Below are 16475 nucleotides of genomic sequence, written 5' to 3'. Positions count from 1 at the left end.
CCACGGCCGTCGGATCCGGGCCCTGCCGACGGTCACGCTTTGGCAAAGCGGAAATGGATCTAGGCCTTCCGCTGGTTGTCAGGGTTGGAGGGTGGTCTCCGCTCGGCCGCCCGTCGAGGAAGTGGAGGACGCGACGTGAGCCAGTACGTGGCGAAGGTCCTGGCCGGTGGTGCCCACCGTCGGCTGCGCCGCCATGCCGGTGGGCGCCGTCCGCGGCGCGTGGCCATGCTCAGCGTGCACACCTCGCCCCTCCACCAGCCCGGCACCGGGGACGCGGGCGGCATGAACGTCTACATCGTCGAGCTGGCGAAGCGGCTCGCGGAGGGCCCCGGCGTGGAGGTGGAGATCTTCACCCGCGCCACCACGGCCGCCCTGCCGCCCATGGTCGAGCTGGCCCCCGGGGTCCTGGTGCGGCACGTGGACGCCGGGCCGTACGAGGGCCTGAACAAGGAGGACCTCCCCGCGCAGCTGTGCGCCTTCACCCACGGCGTGATGCACGCCGAGGCCAGCCACCGCCAGGGCTACTACGACCTGGTGCACTCGCACTACTGGCTCTCCGGCCACGTCGGCTGGCTCGCCGCCGAGCGCTGGGGCGTCCCGCTCGTCCATGCCATGCACACCATGGCCAAGGTGAAGAACGCCGCACTCGCCGACGGCGACACGCCCGAGCCCGCGGCCCGGGTCATCGGCGAGACGCAGATCGTCGACGCCGCCGACCGGCTGATCGCCAACACCGCCGAGGAGTCGGACGAGCTGATCCGGCACTACGAGGCCGACCCCCGCAAGGTCGCCGTCGTCCACCCCGGGGTGAACCTGGAGCGCTTCCGGCCGGACGCCCACGGCGGCCGCGCCGGGGCCCGCGCGCGCCTCGGCCTCCCGCAGGACGCGGTGATCCCGCTCTTCGCCGGCCGGATACAACCCCTCAAGGCGCCGGACATCCTGCTGCGTGCCGCGGCGATCCTGCTCGCGGAGGACCCGTCGCTGCGCGACCGCCTCGTCGTCCCCGTCGTCGGCGGGCCGAGCGGCAGCGGGCTGGCCAAGCCCGAACGCCTGCACAAGCTCGCCGCCCGGCTCGGCATCTCCGACCTTGTGCGCTTCCAGCCCCCGGTCGCCCAGGACCGGCTCGCGGACTGGTACCGGGCCGCGTCCGTGCTGGTCATGCCCTCCTACAGCGAGTCGTTCGGGCTGGTCGCCATAGAGGCGCAGGCCTGCGGCACGCCGGTGGTGGCGGCATCGGTCGGCGGGCTGCCGGTGGCGGTGAAGGACGGCGAGACCGGTTTCCTCGTCACCGGCCACGACCCGGCCGACTACGCGCGCGCCCTGCGCCGCTTCGTGGAGCACCCGCAGCTGGTGCCCGCCATGGGCGCGGCCGCGGCCCGGCGCGCGGAGTGCTTCGGCTGGGACGCGGCGGCCACCAGGACCGCCGAGGTGTACGCGGGTGCGATGGCCGAGCGGCGGCGTCGCCTACGATCGCCGCATGGGTGAGCGGGAGCAGACGGCGGCGCGCGCGGCGGTCGAGCAGGCACTGAAGGACGCGGAACTCGGCTGGGAGACCGGCGCCGGCGGCGAGTACGTCGTCACGCTTCCCGGCACGCGCAAGCTGTCCACCACCGTCGCCCTGGCCGTGGGGCGGCACACCCTCACGGTCAACGCCTTCGTCGTGCGCCGTCCCGACGAGAACCACGAGGCGTTCTACCGCTGGCTCCTGGAGCGCAACACCCGGCTGTACGGGGTGGCCTACGCCATCGACAGGCTCGGCGACGTCTACCTCTGCGGCCGGCTGCCGCTGGTCGCGGTGACGCCCGAGGAGGTCGACCGGCTGCTGGGCGCCGTCGTGGAGAACGCCGACGGCAGCTTCAACACCCTGCTGGAGCTGGGCTTCGCGGACGCGATCCGCAAGGAGCACGCCTGGCGGACCGCGCGCGGCGAATCCACACGCAACCTCGACGCGTTCACACATCTGATCGGCAAGGCGGACACGGGCGCCGAGTAGCGCCGCTGCCGCCCTGTGCCCTCCCGAGGCCTTCCCCGGGTGTCGCCGCACCACGACACCCTCAATGCCCGCCGCACACCTGTACGAGGCGAAGCGCGAACCCTCCCGCTAGCAGTCCGCCGTCGGCTCGGGCTCCGGTATCCGCGCCGGGGCCGGCGGCACCGCGTCCACCTGCGCGGCCTGCGCGCCGCGCTCCCGCAGCAGCAGCCAGTAGCCCGCGCCGGCGACCGTACCGACCACGGCGCAGGCCCCCCACACCACGCCGCCGCCCCACCGGTCCAGCGCCACGCCGCCCAGCAGCGGTCCCGCGAAGGACGCCGCGGGCCAGGCGAGGGAGTACATGCCCTGGTAGCGGCCTCGGGCGTGGGCCGGCGCCAGGTCGGCGACCAGCGACATCGAGGCCGGCGCGTGCAGGATCTCGCCGATCGTCCACACCGCCACCGTCAGCGCGTAGAACGGGACCGAACCGGCGAAGGCGGTGAGCCCGAAGCCCCAGCCCATCAGCAGAGTGCCGGCGGTGAGCAGCGCCGCCACGCTCCGCCGCTCCACGAGCCGGGTGAGCGGGATCTGCAGCAGCACGATCAGCAGGCCGTTGAGCCCGATGACCAGGCCGTACTGGCTCGCGGAGAAGCCCTGGCGGCCCATGTCGACCGAGAGGGTCGTCGAACCCTGCTGGGTGACCGTGCCCAGCAGGAACGTCAGCGCGACGAACGCCATGAACCGCTGGTCGCGCAGGACGACCCCGAGGCCGACGCGCGACTCCCCGCCCGCCGCACCCGTGGCGGCCGCTGCTGCGGGCTCCCCGCCCGGCATCGACTCCGGCACCTTGGCGTAGATCACCAGCGCGCAGAGCACCGTCATGAACGCGTCGCCGAGGAACAGCCACAGATAGCCCTGCGAGGCGATGAGACCGGCCGCCGCCGAGGAGACGGCGAACCCGATGTTGATCGCCCAGTAATTGAGCGAGAACGCCCGCACCCGGTCCGCGGCGGGCACCACGTCCGCCATCATCGCCTGCACCGCGGGCCGCGAGGCGCTGCTCGCCACTCCGATCACCGTGGCCACCGCCGCGATCTGCGCCTGCCCGTCCACGAAGGCCAGCGTCGCCGTGCCGGCGGCGGCGGCGACCTGGGCCAGCAGCATCGTCGAGCGCCGCCCCATCCGGTCGGTCAGCACCCCGCCGACGACCGCGCCGAAGGCGCCGCCCAGGCCGTACAGGGACGCGACGAGACCGGCGTAGGTGGCGGAGTAACCCCGGTCGAGGGTGAGGTAGAGCGCGAGGAAGGTGACGACGAAGCCGCCGAGCCGGTTGACCAGCGTGCTGGTCCACAGCCACCAGAAGGTCCGGGGGAGTCCCGACACGGTCTCCCGTAGGGCACGTCTGACATCGGGCACGGCGGCTGCTCCTCGCGGCGTCGGGGCGCTGTAGGCGTAATGGGCCGGTCTGGCCAGCGCAGCTTACATCCGCCCTCCGGAGGGCACCAAAGGGTTTTCTTTTAGACTCCTTGCCATGGCAGAAGCTCCCTACAAGCTGATCCTCCTCCGCCACGGCGAGAGCGAGTGGAACGCGAAGAACCTCTTCACCGGCTGGGTCGACGTCAACCTCAACGAGAAGGGCGAGAAGGAGGCGGTCCGGGGCGGCGAGCTGCTGAAGGACGCCGGACTCCTCCCCGACGTCGTCCACACCTCCCTCCAGAAGCGCGCGATCCGCACCGCGCAGCTGGCCCTCGAGGCCGCCGACCGGCACTGGATCCCCGTGCACCGCAGCTGGCGCCTGAACGAGCGCCACTACGGAGCCCTCCAGGGCAAGGACAAGGCGCAGACCCTGGCGGAGTTCGGCGAGGAGCAGTTCATGCTCTGGCGCCGCTCCTACGACACCCCGCCGCCGTCGATCGAGGACGGCAGCGAGTTCTCCCAGAGCGACGACCCGCGCTACGCCTCCATCCCGCCGGAGCTGCGCCCGCGCACCGAGTGCCTGAAGGACGTCGTCGTCCGCATGCTGCCCTACTGGTACGACGGCATCGTCCCCGACCTCCTCGCCGGCCGCACCGTCCTGGTCGCCGCCCACGGCAACAGCCTGCGCGCCCTCGTCAAGCACCTCGACGGCATCTCCGACGCCGACATCGCGGGCCTGAACATCCCCACCGGCATCCCGCTCGCCTACGAGCTCGACGCCGACTTCCGCCCGGTCACCCCGGGCGGCCGTTACCTCGACCCCGAGGCGGCCGCGGCGGCGATCGAGGCCGTGAAGAACCAGGGCAAGAAGAAGTAATCCGACGCGACCAAGCCCCCTGCCCGCGGTTTCTCCGCGGGGAGGGGGCTTGTTGCCGCTCCGGGGCCGTCTCTGGGCCGCCAGCCGGTTGATCGGGCCGTGCTCAGTCCGTCGGAAACCCCGGCTCCGGCCGTTCTCTCGTCTCCGCCTGTGCTCCCACCTCGCGGAGGGCCGAGACGGCTGCCGCAGCGTCTTCCTCGGGCACGCCGGCGAGAATCACGGCGGGAACCTGCGTCACCAGAACCTTGCTGTGCCAGAGGCTCAGCCCCTTCAGCCGACGCACGACCTGCGCGACGTCCAGCACGCGGAGGCCCGGATCGGTGAGCACCGCGTGATGAGGAACGTCGTCGCACACAGCAGCCCGGTGAAGGCAGCAAGGAGAACGAGCAGCCGGTAGCGCGAGCCCATCGCGTCAGCCATCGGCGTACACCTCGCCCACGCGAGTTCGCCACCGACGCCCTGGCCGCCGGCCGGGACCCCGACGTGCAGGCGACCTGCGTCCAAGTCGCTGCCACACCGAAGGTCTCCGAGCGCCTGGCCGTCGAGCCGGGAGCTCCCGTGATGACGCCTGGATACGGTAGGCGTCCGCGTCACCCGTGTGTCCGAGGACGTCACGGTAAGGCCGCCCCGCGCGGCAACGCCTCCGGGTGGGGGATCGGCCGGCGCCGGGATGGAGGGGGCGCCGCGTCGCCGACTGCGGGTCCGCAGGTGGCGTGCGTGGGGGGCTCCCATCCCGTCCACCGTCGACCCAGGCAGAGCCGAGCAGACGCGGTCCATGGCGTCCAGGTCGTTCGTACAGTGGCGCGCTCCCCCTGGACCCCCACGCCAGCTCCACGGTGTGTGGGTCGACGGCGGACGGGACGGGAGCTGGGGAGAGTGGCGGGTGAGGAAGTGGGCGGCTGATCAGTCGCGCTTGGGCCAGATCGGACCCTGTTCGGTCCAGATGACGCCCTTGTTGCGGCACAGGCAGAAGGGGTGGCCGATCGGGTCAGTGTAGACCTGCCAGCCGTACCCGTTGGGGCCGATGAAGTCCTGCCTCAGCGTCGCGCCGAGGTCGAGGACGCGGTGCTGCTCGGACTCCATCTCGTCCACTTCGAAGTCGAGGTGGAACTGCTTGGGGTGCTCGCTGTCCGGCCACTGCGGAGCGCGGTAGTCGTCCACCCTGATGAATGCCAGCTCGATCTCGCCGAACTGGATGCCGGCCCAGTTCTCAGAGCTGCCTTCCTTGATCGGACGGCCCGTCACCGCGGAGTAGAAAGCCGCCAGCTTCATCGTGTCCGGGCAATCGATAATAAAATCGGTGAGTCGCAGCATCCCGCGATCTTGTCACAAGCTCACACCCACTCCCAGAGGCAGCCAGGTTTTTACCGCACGTGCCGATCAGCACGATGGCCCCCAGGTCGCCGCGTACCCGCAGGCGCGCAATCACGGACACTCGCGGACCGTCCGCCCAGGTCACGACCGGTTTGCCGCAGGGCACGCAGCCGCTGACATTGCTTCGGGACGAAGAGGCCGTTTCGCCGGGGTGCTCGACATGGCCGGCGAACTTCCCGCCTGCCCCGATTGCGGACAGCCCATGAAGTCTGGCGGCCTGGTGCTCTCCCACCGGGAGGACGATGGCCAGCGGGTCTGTAGGCCGAGGTCGCACGCCTTGAGGCTCATGGCGTCGCCTGGTGGGACGCCTTCCCATGGGATTCGATCGGTGCCTGGTTCGCCGATTCGCAGGGCTCTAGGGTCGTTCCCCGTGACCGACTCCTCCCTCTCCCCGCTCTCGACGGCCAGTGCGTACGACGCCGTCGCCGTCCTCTACGCCGAGCTGTTCCGCGACTCGCTCGGCTCGCTCCCCCTGGACCGCGCGCTGATCGCGGCGTTCGCCGACTCCGTGCGGGCGGCCGGCGGCAGGACCGTCGCCGACCTCGGCTGCGGTCCGGGATACGTCACCGCGCACCTGCGGAGCCTGGGGCTGGACGCGTTCGGCGTCGACCTGTCCCCCGTGATGATCGGCATCGCCCGCGAGGCCCATCCGGAACTGCGCTTCGACGTCGGCTCGATGGACGCCCTCGACGGCGTCGCCGACGGCGAGCTGGACGGCATCCTGTCCTGGTACTCCGTCATCCACACGCATCCGCGCGACCTGCCCCCCTACTTCGCCGAGTTCCGCCGGACGCTGGCCCCGGGCGGTCACCTGCTGCTGGGTTTCTTCGAATCCGGCGGCGGTCCCCTCGACGCGTTCGACCACAAGGTGACGACGGCCTACCGCTGGCCGATCGACGACCTCGCCGCCCTGGCGGTGGCCGCCGGTTTCACCGAGACCGGCCGCATGCTCCGGGAGCCCGGACCGGACGAGCGCTTCCGCAGGGGGCACCTGCTGATGACCCGGGAACGGTAGCCGCCGCGAGCCGATGAGTTTCCGGCGCAAGGGCCGTCCTAACGACGTACGCGCCCATGTGCCAGGAGGAGGCAGCGATGACCACCGACGGATTCACCACGTGCCTGTGGTTCGACGGGAACGCCGAGGAGGCGGCGAACCACTACGTCTCGATCTTCAAGAACTCGGCCATCGGCACGATCGGCCGCTACAACGAGGCCGGGCCCGGCCCCGCGGGGTCCGTGCTGGCCGTGGAGTTCACGGCCAACGGCCAGAAGTTCGTGGCACTCAACGGCGGCCCGCAGTTCACCTTCAACGAGGCGGTCTCGTTCCAGATCCGCTGCGCCGACCAGGCCGAGGTCGACTACTACTGGGAAAAGCTCACCGACGGTGGTGAGGAGGGCCCCTGCGGGTGGCTGAAGGACCGGTTCGGGGTGTCCTGGCAGGTGTTCCCCGAGGTGCTGCTGGAGATGGTCGGGGACGCCGACCCGGAGAAGGCCAGGCGGGCCACGGAGGCGATGCTGTCCATGAAGAAGATGGACCTCGCCGCGCTGCGGCGCGCGTACGACGGCGAGTGACCGGGGGTCATGGCGTCGGGGGCCCGTCCGGAGAGTCCGGACGGGCCCCCGAGCGTGACGAACGCGGGTGGCGTGGAGTCGGTGGAGTCAGCAACTGCCGCCGCAGCGGCAGGGCGCTCCGGACTGGCAGCCGCAGCCGCAGCCCGATCCGCAGCCGCACGCTCCGAGCAGCGGCAGTTCACGAATGCCGACGGACTGCGGGGTCCCCTCGGGGGACGGCTGGTCGCGGGCGGTGGGCGATGTGGGGGACTCGGGCATGGTTACCCTCCTCTGCCGTTGGTGACGGCTGCCTGCATGCCTGCCAACCAGTGAACGGCACTGCCCACCGGCGCATCAACGGCGCGCGGAAGCGTTCTGCCCCGAAAGGCGCACCCGCCCCGCGCGCCGCCCCGCGCCGTACGGCTGTCGCCGGCGTTAGTCCGCCGGCAGCGGGGTGGGGGGCGGGCTCAGCTCGTCCGCGTGCTCGCCCGTGACGAGGTAGACGACACGCTTGGCGACCGAGACCGCGTGGTCGGCGAAGCGCTCGTAGTAGCGGCCGACGAGCGTGACGTCCACGGCCGTCTCGATGCCGTGCTTCCAGCGGTCGTCGAGCAGGTGCTGGAAGAGCGTGCGGTGCAGTTCGTCCATGCGGTCGTCGTCCGCCTCCAGCTGCAGCGCGTCGTCGACGTCCTTGGTGACGATGACCTCGGCCGCCTTGGCCATCAGGCGCTGCGCCAGCTGGCCCATCTCCAGGATCGTGCTGTGCAGGTCGCGCGGGACGGCGGTGTTGGGGAAGCGCAGCCGTGCGAGTTTCGCCACATGCCGGGCGAGGTCGCCGGAGCGCTCCAGGTCCGCGCTCATGCGCAGGCTGGTGACGACGATCCGCAGGTCGGTCGCGACGGGCTGCTGACGGGCGAGCAGGGTGATGGCCCGGTTCTCCAGCTCGCGCTGGAGGTCGTCCACCTTCTCGTCGGCGGCGATCACGCTCTCCGCGAGCTTGAGGTCGGCATCGAGCAGCGCCGTGGTGGCCCGCCCGATCGCGGAGCCGACCAGCCTGGCCATCTCGACCAGGCCGTCACCGATCGAGTCCAGTTCCTCATGATATGCGTCGCGCATCGCGTTCCTTTCCTTGCCGCTTCAGCCGTTCGAAAAGAGGATTGTCCTCCCACGCTGACACGCTCCCCAACCTCGCGCGCACACGCGTACCGCTCGAGCATCCGGAATGAACCGGTGCTGACACCACGGTGAACTCTTGGCAACGCGCGTTCGAGAAGACGCTCCGACGGCTGTGGGCCACTCATTCCGTCCCCCTAACCTGGGGGTATGGACGTGAACGCGGCAGTCGCCGCAGCCAGTGCGATCGCCGGGCTCTGCACCGGTGTGATCGCTGTGCTCGCGTTCCGCTGGAGCGAACGGGAACAGGCCCGCCCCACACGCACATCCCTGCGGCCGGACGCCGCAGCCGTACTTCCGCCGGGCGTGGACACCGTGCTGTCCGTGCTGCGCTCGTCGGCCGTCGTCCTCGACGAGGGCGACGCGGTGGTCAAGGCCAGCTCGGCGGCGTATGCCCTCGGACTGGTCCGTGGCGGAAGGCTCGCCGTCGACCAGATGCTGCAGATGGCCCGGGAGACCCGGCGGGACGGCGAGATACGGCAGGTCGAACTGGACCTGCCCCGCCGGGGCGCCGGCCGCGGCGAGGGCCTGGCGGTCTCCGCCCGGGTGGCACCCCTGGGCTCGCGCCTGGTGCTGCTCCTGGTGGAGGACCTGACCGACGCCCGGCGCATCGAGGCGGTAAGGCGCGACTTCGTCGCCAACGTCAGCCATGAGCTCAAGACCCCGGTCGGGGCGCTGTCGCTGCTCTCCGAGGCGGTGATGGACGCCAGCGACGACCCGGAGGCGGTCGAGCGCTTCGCGGGCCGGATGCAGATCGAGGCCGCCCGGCTGACCAGCCTGGTCCAGGAGATCATCGACCTCTCCCGGGTCCAGGACGACAACCCCCTCGACGACGCCGAGCCGGTCGCCGTCGACGACCTCGTCGCCGAGGCGGTCGACCGCTGCCGCCATCCGGCGAACGCCAAGCAGATCACCATGGCCACCAGTGGCGCCCCCGACCTGTACATCTGGGGCAACCGGGGCCAGCTCGCGGCCGCGCTCGGCAACCTCGTCGAGAACGCGGTCAACTACAGCCCGGCCCGCACCCGTGTGGGTATCGCGGGCCGCAGGGTCGCCGCACCCGGTGGCGGGGGCCCCGCCCAGGCCGGAGGCTCTGGGGGACTGATCGAGATCTCCGTGACCGACCAGGGAATCGGGATCTCCGAAAAGGACCGGGACCGCATCTTCGAGCGGTTCTACCGGGTCGACCCGGCGCGTTCGCGCGCCACCGGCGGCACCGGCCTCGGTCTGTCCATCGTCAAGCACGTGGCCGCCTCCCACGGCGGGGAGGCCACGGTGTGGAGCGCCGAAGGCCAGGGCTCCACCTTCACTCTGCGGCTGCCCGAAGCCGCGGCGACCCGGGACGGCCGGGACCGCTCCACCGCCGTGGCGGCGGAGGACTCCGGCCCCGGGCCCGGCTCCGGCTCTTCCTCCTCCGCCCTCTACGAGACGTTTCCCGATCACATCCCCGCTCCGGAGGTCCTTCCGTGACCCGAGTACTCGTCGTCGAGGACGAAGAGTCCTTCAGTGATGCCCTGTCGTACATGCTCCGCAAGGAGGGCTTCGAGGTCGCCATCGCGGTGACCGGCCCCGACGGACTGGACGAGTTCGAGCGCAACGGCGCCGACCTGGTCCTGCTCGACCTGATGCTGCCGGGTCTGCCCGGCACCGAGGTCTGCCGCCAGCTGCGGCTGAAGTCCAACGTCCCGGTGATCATGGTCACCGCCAAGGACAGCGAGATCGACAAGGTCGTCGGTCTCGAAATAGGAGCGGACGACTACGTCACCAAGCCCTTCTCCTCCCGCGAGCTGGTCGCCCGTATCCGGGCCGTCCTGCGCCGCCGCGGCGAGCCCGAGGAGATCTCGCCCACCGCCCTCGAGGCCGGGCCGGTCCGCATGGACGTCGACCGGCACGTCGTCACGGTGGGCGGCGGCAAGGTCGACCTGCCGCTGAAGGAGTTCGACCTCCTGGAGATGCTGCTGCGCAACGCGGGCCGTGTCCTCACCCGCATGCAGCTCATCGACCGGGTCTGGGGCGCCGACTACGTCGGCGACACCAAGACCCTCGACGTCCACGTCAAGCGGCTCCGCGCCAAGATCGAGCCGGACCCGGGTGCGCCGCGCTACCTGGTGACGGTCCGCGGCCTGGGCTACAAGTTCGAGCCGTAAACCGGCCGCCGCCAGTGACGCCGGACGGAGTCCGGCTCAGCGCTGCGAAGCCGGTGAGGCCCTCTGGGGCCGAGCGGTGCGAGGAGCGCACGCGGGACCGGGTTCGAGCCGGACCCGGTGACCGACAGGAAGGCGGGAAGGGCCCCGGGAGCGATGCGCTCCCGGGGCCCTTCCGCGTGCCGGGGTGCCTCAGCCGGCGGGGGACTCGGTGATCGTCTCGGTCTCGGTCGGCGAGGCCGTGACGCCCTCGGCGGGCGACTCGCCCGGGCTCGCGGTCTCGGTGGGGGAGGGCTGCTCGCTCGGCCCGAAGGAGGTGTAGTAGCCGGCGGCCGGCAGCGCGAGGCTCTGCAGGGAGACCTCCCCGGTCTTGCTGAAGCCGAAGACGACGTTCTTGAAGTCGCCGTCGGTCTTGCTCGCGGAGCCGCCCTTGAAGAGGGCGGACGGGTTGCCGTCTCCGCCGAGCAGCAAAGAGCTGTGGCCGGGCAGCGAGATCGGGCCGGACAGCTTGGCGTCCATGGAGCCGACCTTCACGGAGTCCAGGGTCTGCGAGTCGTCGCCGTTGTTGAAGATCTTGGCCGTCACCGAGGAGGAGCCGTCGGAGGTGGCCTGCGTGAGCACCACGACGTTCTGGACCTCGATGTCGCCGACGCTGGTCGCCGCGTTGTCCGGCCTGATGCGCAGCGTCTCCGCGTCGTTCCCGGCGGCGCAGGCGGCGAGCGGGACGATCGAGAGTGCGAGGGCGGCGGCGAGAGCGCCGCGTCGAAGGCTGCTGCTCACGGCGGCGGCATCTCCTTGGGCGGGGTACGGACGTACGGGACTTACGCTTACCTGTTGCTGGATTAGGTTACCGAGCCTGTCTCACGCGCCCGCACCGGGCCACCCCTCGGCGGGGCGGGGCTTCACCCGCCCGGGTGTCCCGGAGGCGTTCACGGGGCCCGGCAGGGGCCTTCCGCAGGCACCCGGAGGTACCGGCGCGGGCGTGGCGGAATCCATTCCGGGATTCCGCCGAACGATTCCCGCCACACCGGCAAGATCCATTTACTGTTCATCCGCCGGACGGAAATCCGGCGTGGTGCGAAAATGGATCACATCAAGCTCGCGGCGGCCGAACGGAGTAGCGACAGACCCCCCGCAAGAGAGCGACAAATCGGGATGTTCCTTCCCTTGTCCAGGCCGTCCGCAGGGTGTAACGACGGCGTTTCAAGGCCCCTCGACACCCACTCCGACCTGCGAATTCCGCCCTCCGCTCCCTCTCCGCAGCACGTTCCGGCCGCACTTGTCAAGCCCCGAGATATGCCCTGACCTGCGAAAACGCCATTCAGAACCGGCCGTTCCCGTGTTACCCTGGATAGCCACGGAAGGGGTACCTGTCACATGACGTTCAAGGTTGGCGACACCGTGGTCTATCCCCATCACGGGGCCGCGCTGATCGAGGCCATCGAAACTCGCCAGATCAAAGGCGTGGACAAGACCTACTTGGTGCTCAAGGTCGCCCAGGGCGACTTGACGGTACGCGTGCCCGCGGACAATGCGGAGTTCGTCGGCGTGCGCGACGTGGTCGGTCAGGAAGGGCTGGACCGGGTCTTCGAGGTGCTGCGCGCACCGTACACCGAGGAGCCCACCAACTGGTCCCGCCGCTACAAGGCAAATCTGGAGAAGCTCGCGTCCGGCGATGTCATCAAGGTCGCGGAAGTCGTACGTGACCTGTGGCGTCGTGAGCGGGAGCGCGGGCTGTCGGCCGGCGAGAAGCGCATGCTCGCCAAGGCCCGCCAGATCCTGGTCAGTGAGCTCGCGCTCGCGGAGAACACCAACGAGGACAAGGCCGAGACCCTCCTCGACGAGGTCCTCGCGTCCTGACGCGGATTTCCGCCGCGGTGCCCGGTGCGTCCCATACGCCGGGCACTGCGGCATGCCGGGACGCCCGCGCGGTGCCTGGCCACTTTGATCACTTCGACCACTTCGACGACGCCGAGGAGCCCCCCTCGTCTTCGTTCGCGCGTCGCTTCCCCCTGCATACTGGGTGCCGGGCCCGGGCAGCAGGCTCTGTCGGTGTCACGGAAGGGTCCGACAGGGGCTTCGCGCCCGGCACGTTGAGGCGATACCCATTTCGGCCAAGGACACAAACCTGACTACCGCGGCAGTCATTCCCGCCGCCGGACGTGGAGTCCGGCTCGGCCCCGGTGCGCCCAAGGCGCTGCGCACCCTGGGCGGCGTCCCGATCCTCGTGCACGCCGTGCGTGCCATGACCCGCGCCCGCGCGGTGTCCCTGGTCGTGGTGGTGGCACCCCCGGACGGGGTCGCCGAGGTCAGGGCACTGCTCGACAGTCACGGCCTGCCCGAGACCAAGGACATAAAGGTCGTCGCCGGCGGCGAGAGCCGGCAGGACTCGGTACGGCTGGGTCTGGCCGCGCTGCCGGACGAGGTCGAGGTGGTGCTCGTCCACGACGCCGCGCGCCCGCTGGTGCCGGTCGACATGGTCGACGCCGTCGCGGCCGCCGTGCGGGACGGCGCCTCGGCCGTCGTGCCCGGGCTGCCGCTCGCCGACACGGTCAAGGAGATCGACCCGGCGACCGGCGCCGTCGTCGGCACCCCGGACCGCTCGCTGCTGCGCGCCGTCCAGACCCCCCAGGGCTTCGACCGGGCGACGCTGCTCAAGGCGCACACCACGGTCACCGGTCCGGTCACGGACGACGCGAGCATGGTCGAGCGGCTCGGCGTCCCGGTGCTGGTCGTGCCGGGGCACGAGGAGGCCTTCAAGGTCACCCGCCCGCTGGACCTGGTCCTCGCCGAGGCCGTGCTCGCCCGCAGGAGGGCCACCGATGACTACTGAGCCGACCGCCGCCGCCCCGGCCGCGTACGTCCCCGTGCTGCCCCAGGTGGGCATCGGCACCGACATCCACGCCTTCGAGGCGGGCCGCGAACTGTGGGTCGCCGGCCTGCTGTGGGAGGGCGAGGGCGACGGCCTGGCCGGACACTCCGACGCCGACGTCGTCGCGCACGCCGCCTGCAACGCGCTGTTCTCCGCCGCCGGCATGGGCGACCTGGGCGCGCACTTCGGCACCGGCCGCCCGGAGTGGTCGGGCGCCCCCGGTGTGACCTTGCTCACGGAGGCGGCCCGGATCGTCCGCGAGGCGGGCTACGACATCGGAAACGTGGCCGTCCAGGTCATCGGTCCCCGCCCCAGGATCGGCAAGCGCCGCGACGAGGCCCAGAAGATCCTTTCCGCCGCGGTGGGCGCCCCGGTGGCGGTCTCCGGCGCGACGACCGACGGCCTGGGCTTCACCGGCCGCGGCGAGGGACTGGCGGCCGTGGCGACCGCACTGGTGGTGCGCCGCGCGAAGTGACCGACGGCGCGGAAGAGTTGACGCGCCGCTCGCGAGGCCGTGCCGTCCGCTGTACGGGTGAAGCGGCCGGCCGCCCACCGCCCGGTCGGCCGGTGCCACGGCCCCGGCGAGCGTCACAACACCGTGAAGCTCATGCGGAGCGGACGGCGCACGCACCCGGGACCACTACCCTTGATGCGTGACTATTCGCCTGTACGACACCAACGCGCGCCAGGTCCGTGACTTCACCCCGCTCCGGCCGGGCTGCGTCTCGATCTACCTGTGCGGCGCCACCGTGCAGGCGGCCCCGCACATCGGGCACATCAGGTCCGGCCTGAACTTCGACATCATGCGCCGCTGGTTCGCCTACCGCGGCTATGACGTGACGTTCGTCCGCAACGTCACCGACATCGACGACAAGATCATCACCAAGTCGGGCGAGCAGGGCCGCCCCTGGTGGGCGATCGGTTACGAGAACGAGCGGGCCTTCAACGAGGGTTACGACGTGCTCGGCTGCCTGCCGCCCACGTACGAGCCGCGCGCCACCGGTCACATCCCCGAGATGATCGAGATGATGCGCGGCCTCATCGAGCGCGGTCACGCCTATGAGTCGGAGGGCAACGTCTACTTCGACGTCCGCTCCTTCCCGGACTACCTGGAGCTGTCCAACCAGGAGCTCGGCAACCTGCGCCAGCCGGAGAGCGAGGGCGAGACCGGCAAGCGGGACGCGCGCGACTTCGCGATGTGGAAGGCCGCCAAGCCCGGCGAGCCCTCCTGGGAGACCCCGTGGGGCCCCGGCCGTCCCGGCTGGCACCTGGAGTGCTCCGCGATGGCCCACAAGTACCTGGGCCGCGCCTTCGACATCCACGGCGGCGGCATCGACCTGATCTTCCCGCACCACGAGAACGAGATCGCCCAGGCCAAGGCCTTCGGCGACGAATTCGCGCGGTACTGGGTGCACAACGCCTGGGTCACGATGAGCGGCGAGAAGATGAGCAAGTCGCTCGGCAACTCGGTCCTCGTGGCCGAGATGACCAAGCGCTGGCGGCCCATCGTGCTGCGCTACTACCTCGGCACCCCGCACTACCGCTCGATGATCGAGTACAGCGAGGAGGCGCTGCGCGAGGCCGAGTCGGCGTTCGCCCGGATCGAGGGCTTCGTGCAGCGGGTCGTCGAGATGGCCGGCCCGGTCGAGCCGGCCGCCGAGGTGCCGCCGGCCTTCGCCGAGGCCATGGACGACGACATGGGCGTCCCGCAGGCGCTGGCGATCGTCCACACCACCGTCCGGCAGGGCAACTCGGCGCTCACCGCGGACGACAAGGAGAGCGCCGTCGCCCGCCTCGCCGAGGTGCGCGCGATGCTCGGCGTCCTGGGCCTGGACCCGCTGGACCCGCACTGGTCGGGCGACGGGCGCGGCGAGGACCTGCACGGGGTCGTCGACTCCCTCGTCCGGCTGGTGCTGGAGCAGCGGGAGTCCGCCCGGGGCCGCAAGGACTACGCGACCGCCGACGCCATCCGCGACCGGCTCCAGCAATCCGGGCTGGAGATCGAGGACACCCCCTCCGGGCCGCGCTGGACGCTCGGCTCCCGGTAGCCGGGCGCTCGCGTCATCATTGACACACGTACGTACGTTCACGCAGTAGCAGCAACAGCAGCAGGAAACAGGTGACCCATGGCCGGCAACAGCCAGCGCAGGAACCGCCGCACGTCCAACAAGAAGGGCGCCACGGTCGGTAGCGGTGGGCAGCGGCGCAGGGGCCTGGAGGGCAAGGGCCCCACCCCGCCCGCGGAGGCACGCAAGGGGCACGCCAAGCAGCGCGCCGCCAACGCCAAGATGAAGCGCGCCGCGTCCGCGCAGTCCCGCCGCCCGTCCGGCCGGGGCGCCAAGTCGACGTCGGAGCTGGTGGCAGGGCGCAACCCGGTGGTGGAGGCGCTGCGCGCCGACATCCCGGCCTCGGCGGTCTACGTCCAGCAGTTCATCGACAACGACGAGCGCGTGCGCGAGGCGATCAAGCTCGCCACCGACCGGGGCATCCCGCTGATGGAGGCCCCGCGCCCTGAGCTGGACCGCATCACCAACGGGCTCAACCACCAGGGTCTGGTGCTGCAGATCCCGCCGTACGAGTACGCGCACCCCGACGACCTCGCCGCCGAGGCCTTCGACGCGGGCGAGGACCCGCTGATCGTCGCGCTGGACGGGGTCACCGACCCGCGCAACCTGGGCGCCGTCGTCCGTTCCGTCGCCGCCTTCGGCGGCCACGGGGTGGTCGTGCCCGAGCGCCGCGCGGCCGGGATGACCGCGGGTGCGTGGAAGACCTCGGCCGGCACGGCCGCGCGGGTCCAGGTCGCCCGGGCCACCAACCTCACGCGGACTCTGGAGGCCTACCAGAAGGCGGGCCTCACGGTCGTCGGCCTGGCCGCCGACGGCGAGGTCGAACTGCAGGACCTCGAGGCGCTGGCCGGACCGGTCGTCGTCGTCGCGGGCTCGGAGGGCAAGGGTCTGTCGCGGCTGGTCGGAGAGACCTGCGACCTGCGGGTGCGCATCCCGATGCCGGGCGGCGCGGAGTCGCTGAACGCCGGTGTCGCCGCGGGCATCGTGCTCTACGAGGCGGCGCGCCGCCGGGCCTGAACCCGCGCGCGCT

At 71.3% G+C, this 16475-nt stretch carries 18 protein-coding genes; 12 read left to right on the top strand and 6 right to left on the bottom strand.

Going from position 1 to position 16475, the window contains the following annotated elements; genetic code table 11:
- The first annotated feature begins 135 nt into the window (after positions 1-135).
- Positions 136-1485 (top strand): D-inositol-3-phosphate glycosyltransferase, encoded by a 1350-nt coding sequence (gene mshA / locus AC3EUJ_RS17085; RefSeq protein WP_431962092.1) that lies wholly within the window; start codon positions 136-138, stop codon positions 1483-1485.
- Entirely contained in the window at positions 1478-1993 is a 516-nt protein-coding gene (locus tag AC3EUJ_RS17080; RefSeq protein ID WP_431962091.1) for a type III secretion system chaperone family protein, read from the top strand. Before mshA ends, AC3EUJ_RS17080 begins: the two co-directional genes overlap by 8 nt.
- A 108-nt stretch (positions 1994-2101) precedes the next feature.
- Here AC3EUJ_RS17080 and AC3EUJ_RS17075 read toward each other — a convergent pair whose 3' ends face one another.
- Entirely contained in the window at positions 2102-3388 is a 1287-nt protein-coding gene (locus AC3EUJ_RS17075; protein WP_431962090.1) for an MDR family MFS transporter, read from the bottom strand.
- Positions 3389-3503: 115 nt separating this feature from the next.
- Between AC3EUJ_RS17075 and AC3EUJ_RS17070 the strand changes: the two genes are divergently transcribed.
- A complete protein-coding gene (locus AC3EUJ_RS17070) occupies positions 3504-4265 on the top strand; it encodes a phosphoglyceromutase (protein WP_431962089.1) in 762 nt (253 codons plus the stop codon).
- 103 nt (positions 4266-4368) lie between these two features.
- On the opposite strand, the gene AC3EUJ_RS17065 is transcribed toward AC3EUJ_RS17070, so the two are convergent.
- Complete coding sequence (locus AC3EUJ_RS17065; RefSeq protein WP_431962088.1) at positions 4369-4620, bottom strand: ribosomal protein L7/L12; 252 nt, start codon at positions 4618-4620, stop codon at positions 4369-4371.
- Positions 4621-5168: 548 nt separating this feature from the next.
- Positions 5169-5579 (bottom strand): VOC family protein, encoded by a 411-nt coding sequence (locus tag AC3EUJ_RS17060; RefSeq protein ID WP_431962087.1) that lies wholly within the window; start codon positions 5577-5579, stop codon positions 5169-5171.
- A 430-nt stretch (positions 5580-6009) separates the two neighbouring features.
- Between AC3EUJ_RS17060 and AC3EUJ_RS17055 the strand changes: the two genes are divergently transcribed.
- Together AC3EUJ_RS17055 and AC3EUJ_RS17050 are read left to right on the top strand one after the other, a co-directional pair.
- On the top strand, positions 6010-6654 hold the full coding sequence (locus AC3EUJ_RS17055) for a class I SAM-dependent methyltransferase (RefSeq protein ID WP_431962086.1): 645 nt from the start codon (positions 6010-6012) through the stop codon (positions 6652-6654).
- Between the two features lie 77 nt (positions 6655-6731).
- A complete protein-coding gene (locus AC3EUJ_RS17050) occupies positions 6732-7211 on the top strand; it encodes a VOC family protein (RefSeq protein WP_431962085.1) in 480 nt (159 codons plus the stop codon).
- An 87-nt stretch (positions 7212-7298) separates the two neighbouring features.
- Here AC3EUJ_RS17050 and AC3EUJ_RS17045 read toward each other — a convergent pair whose 3' ends face one another.
- Both AC3EUJ_RS17045 and phoU read right to left on the bottom strand, forming a co-directional pair.
- Entirely contained in the window at positions 7299-7469 is a 171-nt protein-coding gene (locus AC3EUJ_RS17045; RefSeq protein ID WP_431962084.1) for a hypothetical protein, read from the bottom strand.
- A 156-nt stretch (positions 7470-7625) separates the two neighbouring features.
- Positions 7626-8306, bottom strand: coding sequence for a phosphate signaling complex protein PhoU (phoU, locus tag AC3EUJ_RS17040; RefSeq protein ID WP_431962083.1), 681 nt, complete (start codon positions 8304-8306; stop codon positions 7626-7628).
- A gap of 207 nt (positions 8307-8513) precedes the next feature.
- Here phoU and phoR point away from each other — a divergent pair, with 207 nt between their 5' ends.
- The gene (gene phoR / locus AC3EUJ_RS17035; protein ID WP_431962082.1) at positions 8514-9833 is read left to right on the top strand and encodes a two-component system sensor histidine kinase PhoR; all 1320 of its coding nucleotides are present in this window, start codon (positions 8514-8516) and stop codon (positions 9831-9833) included.
- On the top strand, positions 9830-10510 hold the full coding sequence (phoP, locus tag AC3EUJ_RS17030) for a two-component system response regulator PhoP (protein WP_431962081.1): 681 nt from the start codon (positions 9830-9832) through the stop codon (positions 10508-10510). The genes phoR and phoP overlap by 4 nt, the downstream gene beginning before the upstream one ends.
- A gap of 189 nt (positions 10511-10699) precedes the next feature.
- Here phoP and AC3EUJ_RS17025 read toward each other — a convergent pair whose 3' ends face one another.
- A complete protein-coding gene (locus AC3EUJ_RS17025; RefSeq protein ID WP_431962080.1) occupies positions 10700-11287 on the bottom strand; it encodes a DUF461 domain-containing protein in 588 nt (195 codons plus the stop codon).
- 597 nt (positions 11288-11884) lie between these two features.
- Between AC3EUJ_RS17025 and AC3EUJ_RS17020 the strand changes: the two genes are divergently transcribed.
- The 5 genes from AC3EUJ_RS17020 (at position 11885) to rlmB (ending at position 16462) form a co-directional block, all read left to right on the top strand.
- Positions 11885-12367: a CarD family transcriptional regulator gene (locus AC3EUJ_RS17020; protein WP_018559600.1), complete on the top strand. Its 483-nt coding sequence runs from the start codon at positions 11885-11887 to the stop codon at positions 12365-12367.
- A 241-nt stretch (positions 12368-12608) separates the two neighbouring features.
- Complete coding sequence (gene ispD / locus AC3EUJ_RS17015) at positions 12609-13340, top strand: 2-C-methyl-D-erythritol 4-phosphate cytidylyltransferase (protein WP_431962184.1); 732 nt, start codon at positions 12609-12611, stop codon at positions 13338-13340.
- Positions 13330-13854 (top strand): 2-C-methyl-D-erythritol 2,4-cyclodiphosphate synthase, encoded by a 525-nt coding sequence (gene ispF, locus AC3EUJ_RS17010; RefSeq protein WP_431962079.1) that lies wholly within the window; start codon positions 13330-13332, stop codon positions 13852-13854. Before ispD ends, ispF begins: the two co-directional genes overlap by 11 nt.
- A gap of 178 nt (positions 13855-14032) precedes the next feature.
- Positions 14033-15427, top strand: a complete 1395-nt coding sequence (gene cysS, locus AC3EUJ_RS17005) for a cysteine--tRNA ligase (RefSeq protein WP_431962078.1) — start codon at positions 14033-14035, stop codon at positions 15425-15427.
- Between the two features lie 78 nt (positions 15428-15505).
- Entirely contained in the window at positions 15506-16462 is a 957-nt protein-coding gene (rlmB, locus tag AC3EUJ_RS17000) for a 23S rRNA (guanosine(2251)-2'-O)-methyltransferase RlmB (protein WP_431962077.1), read from the top strand.
- Positions 16463-16475: the final 13 nt, after the last annotated feature.

It is taken from the genome of Actinacidiphila sp. bgisy160, assembly GCF_057707815.1.
The sequence above is the reverse complement of the archived record's forward strand: the minus strand, read 5'-3'. Positions and strand labels throughout refer to the sequence as shown.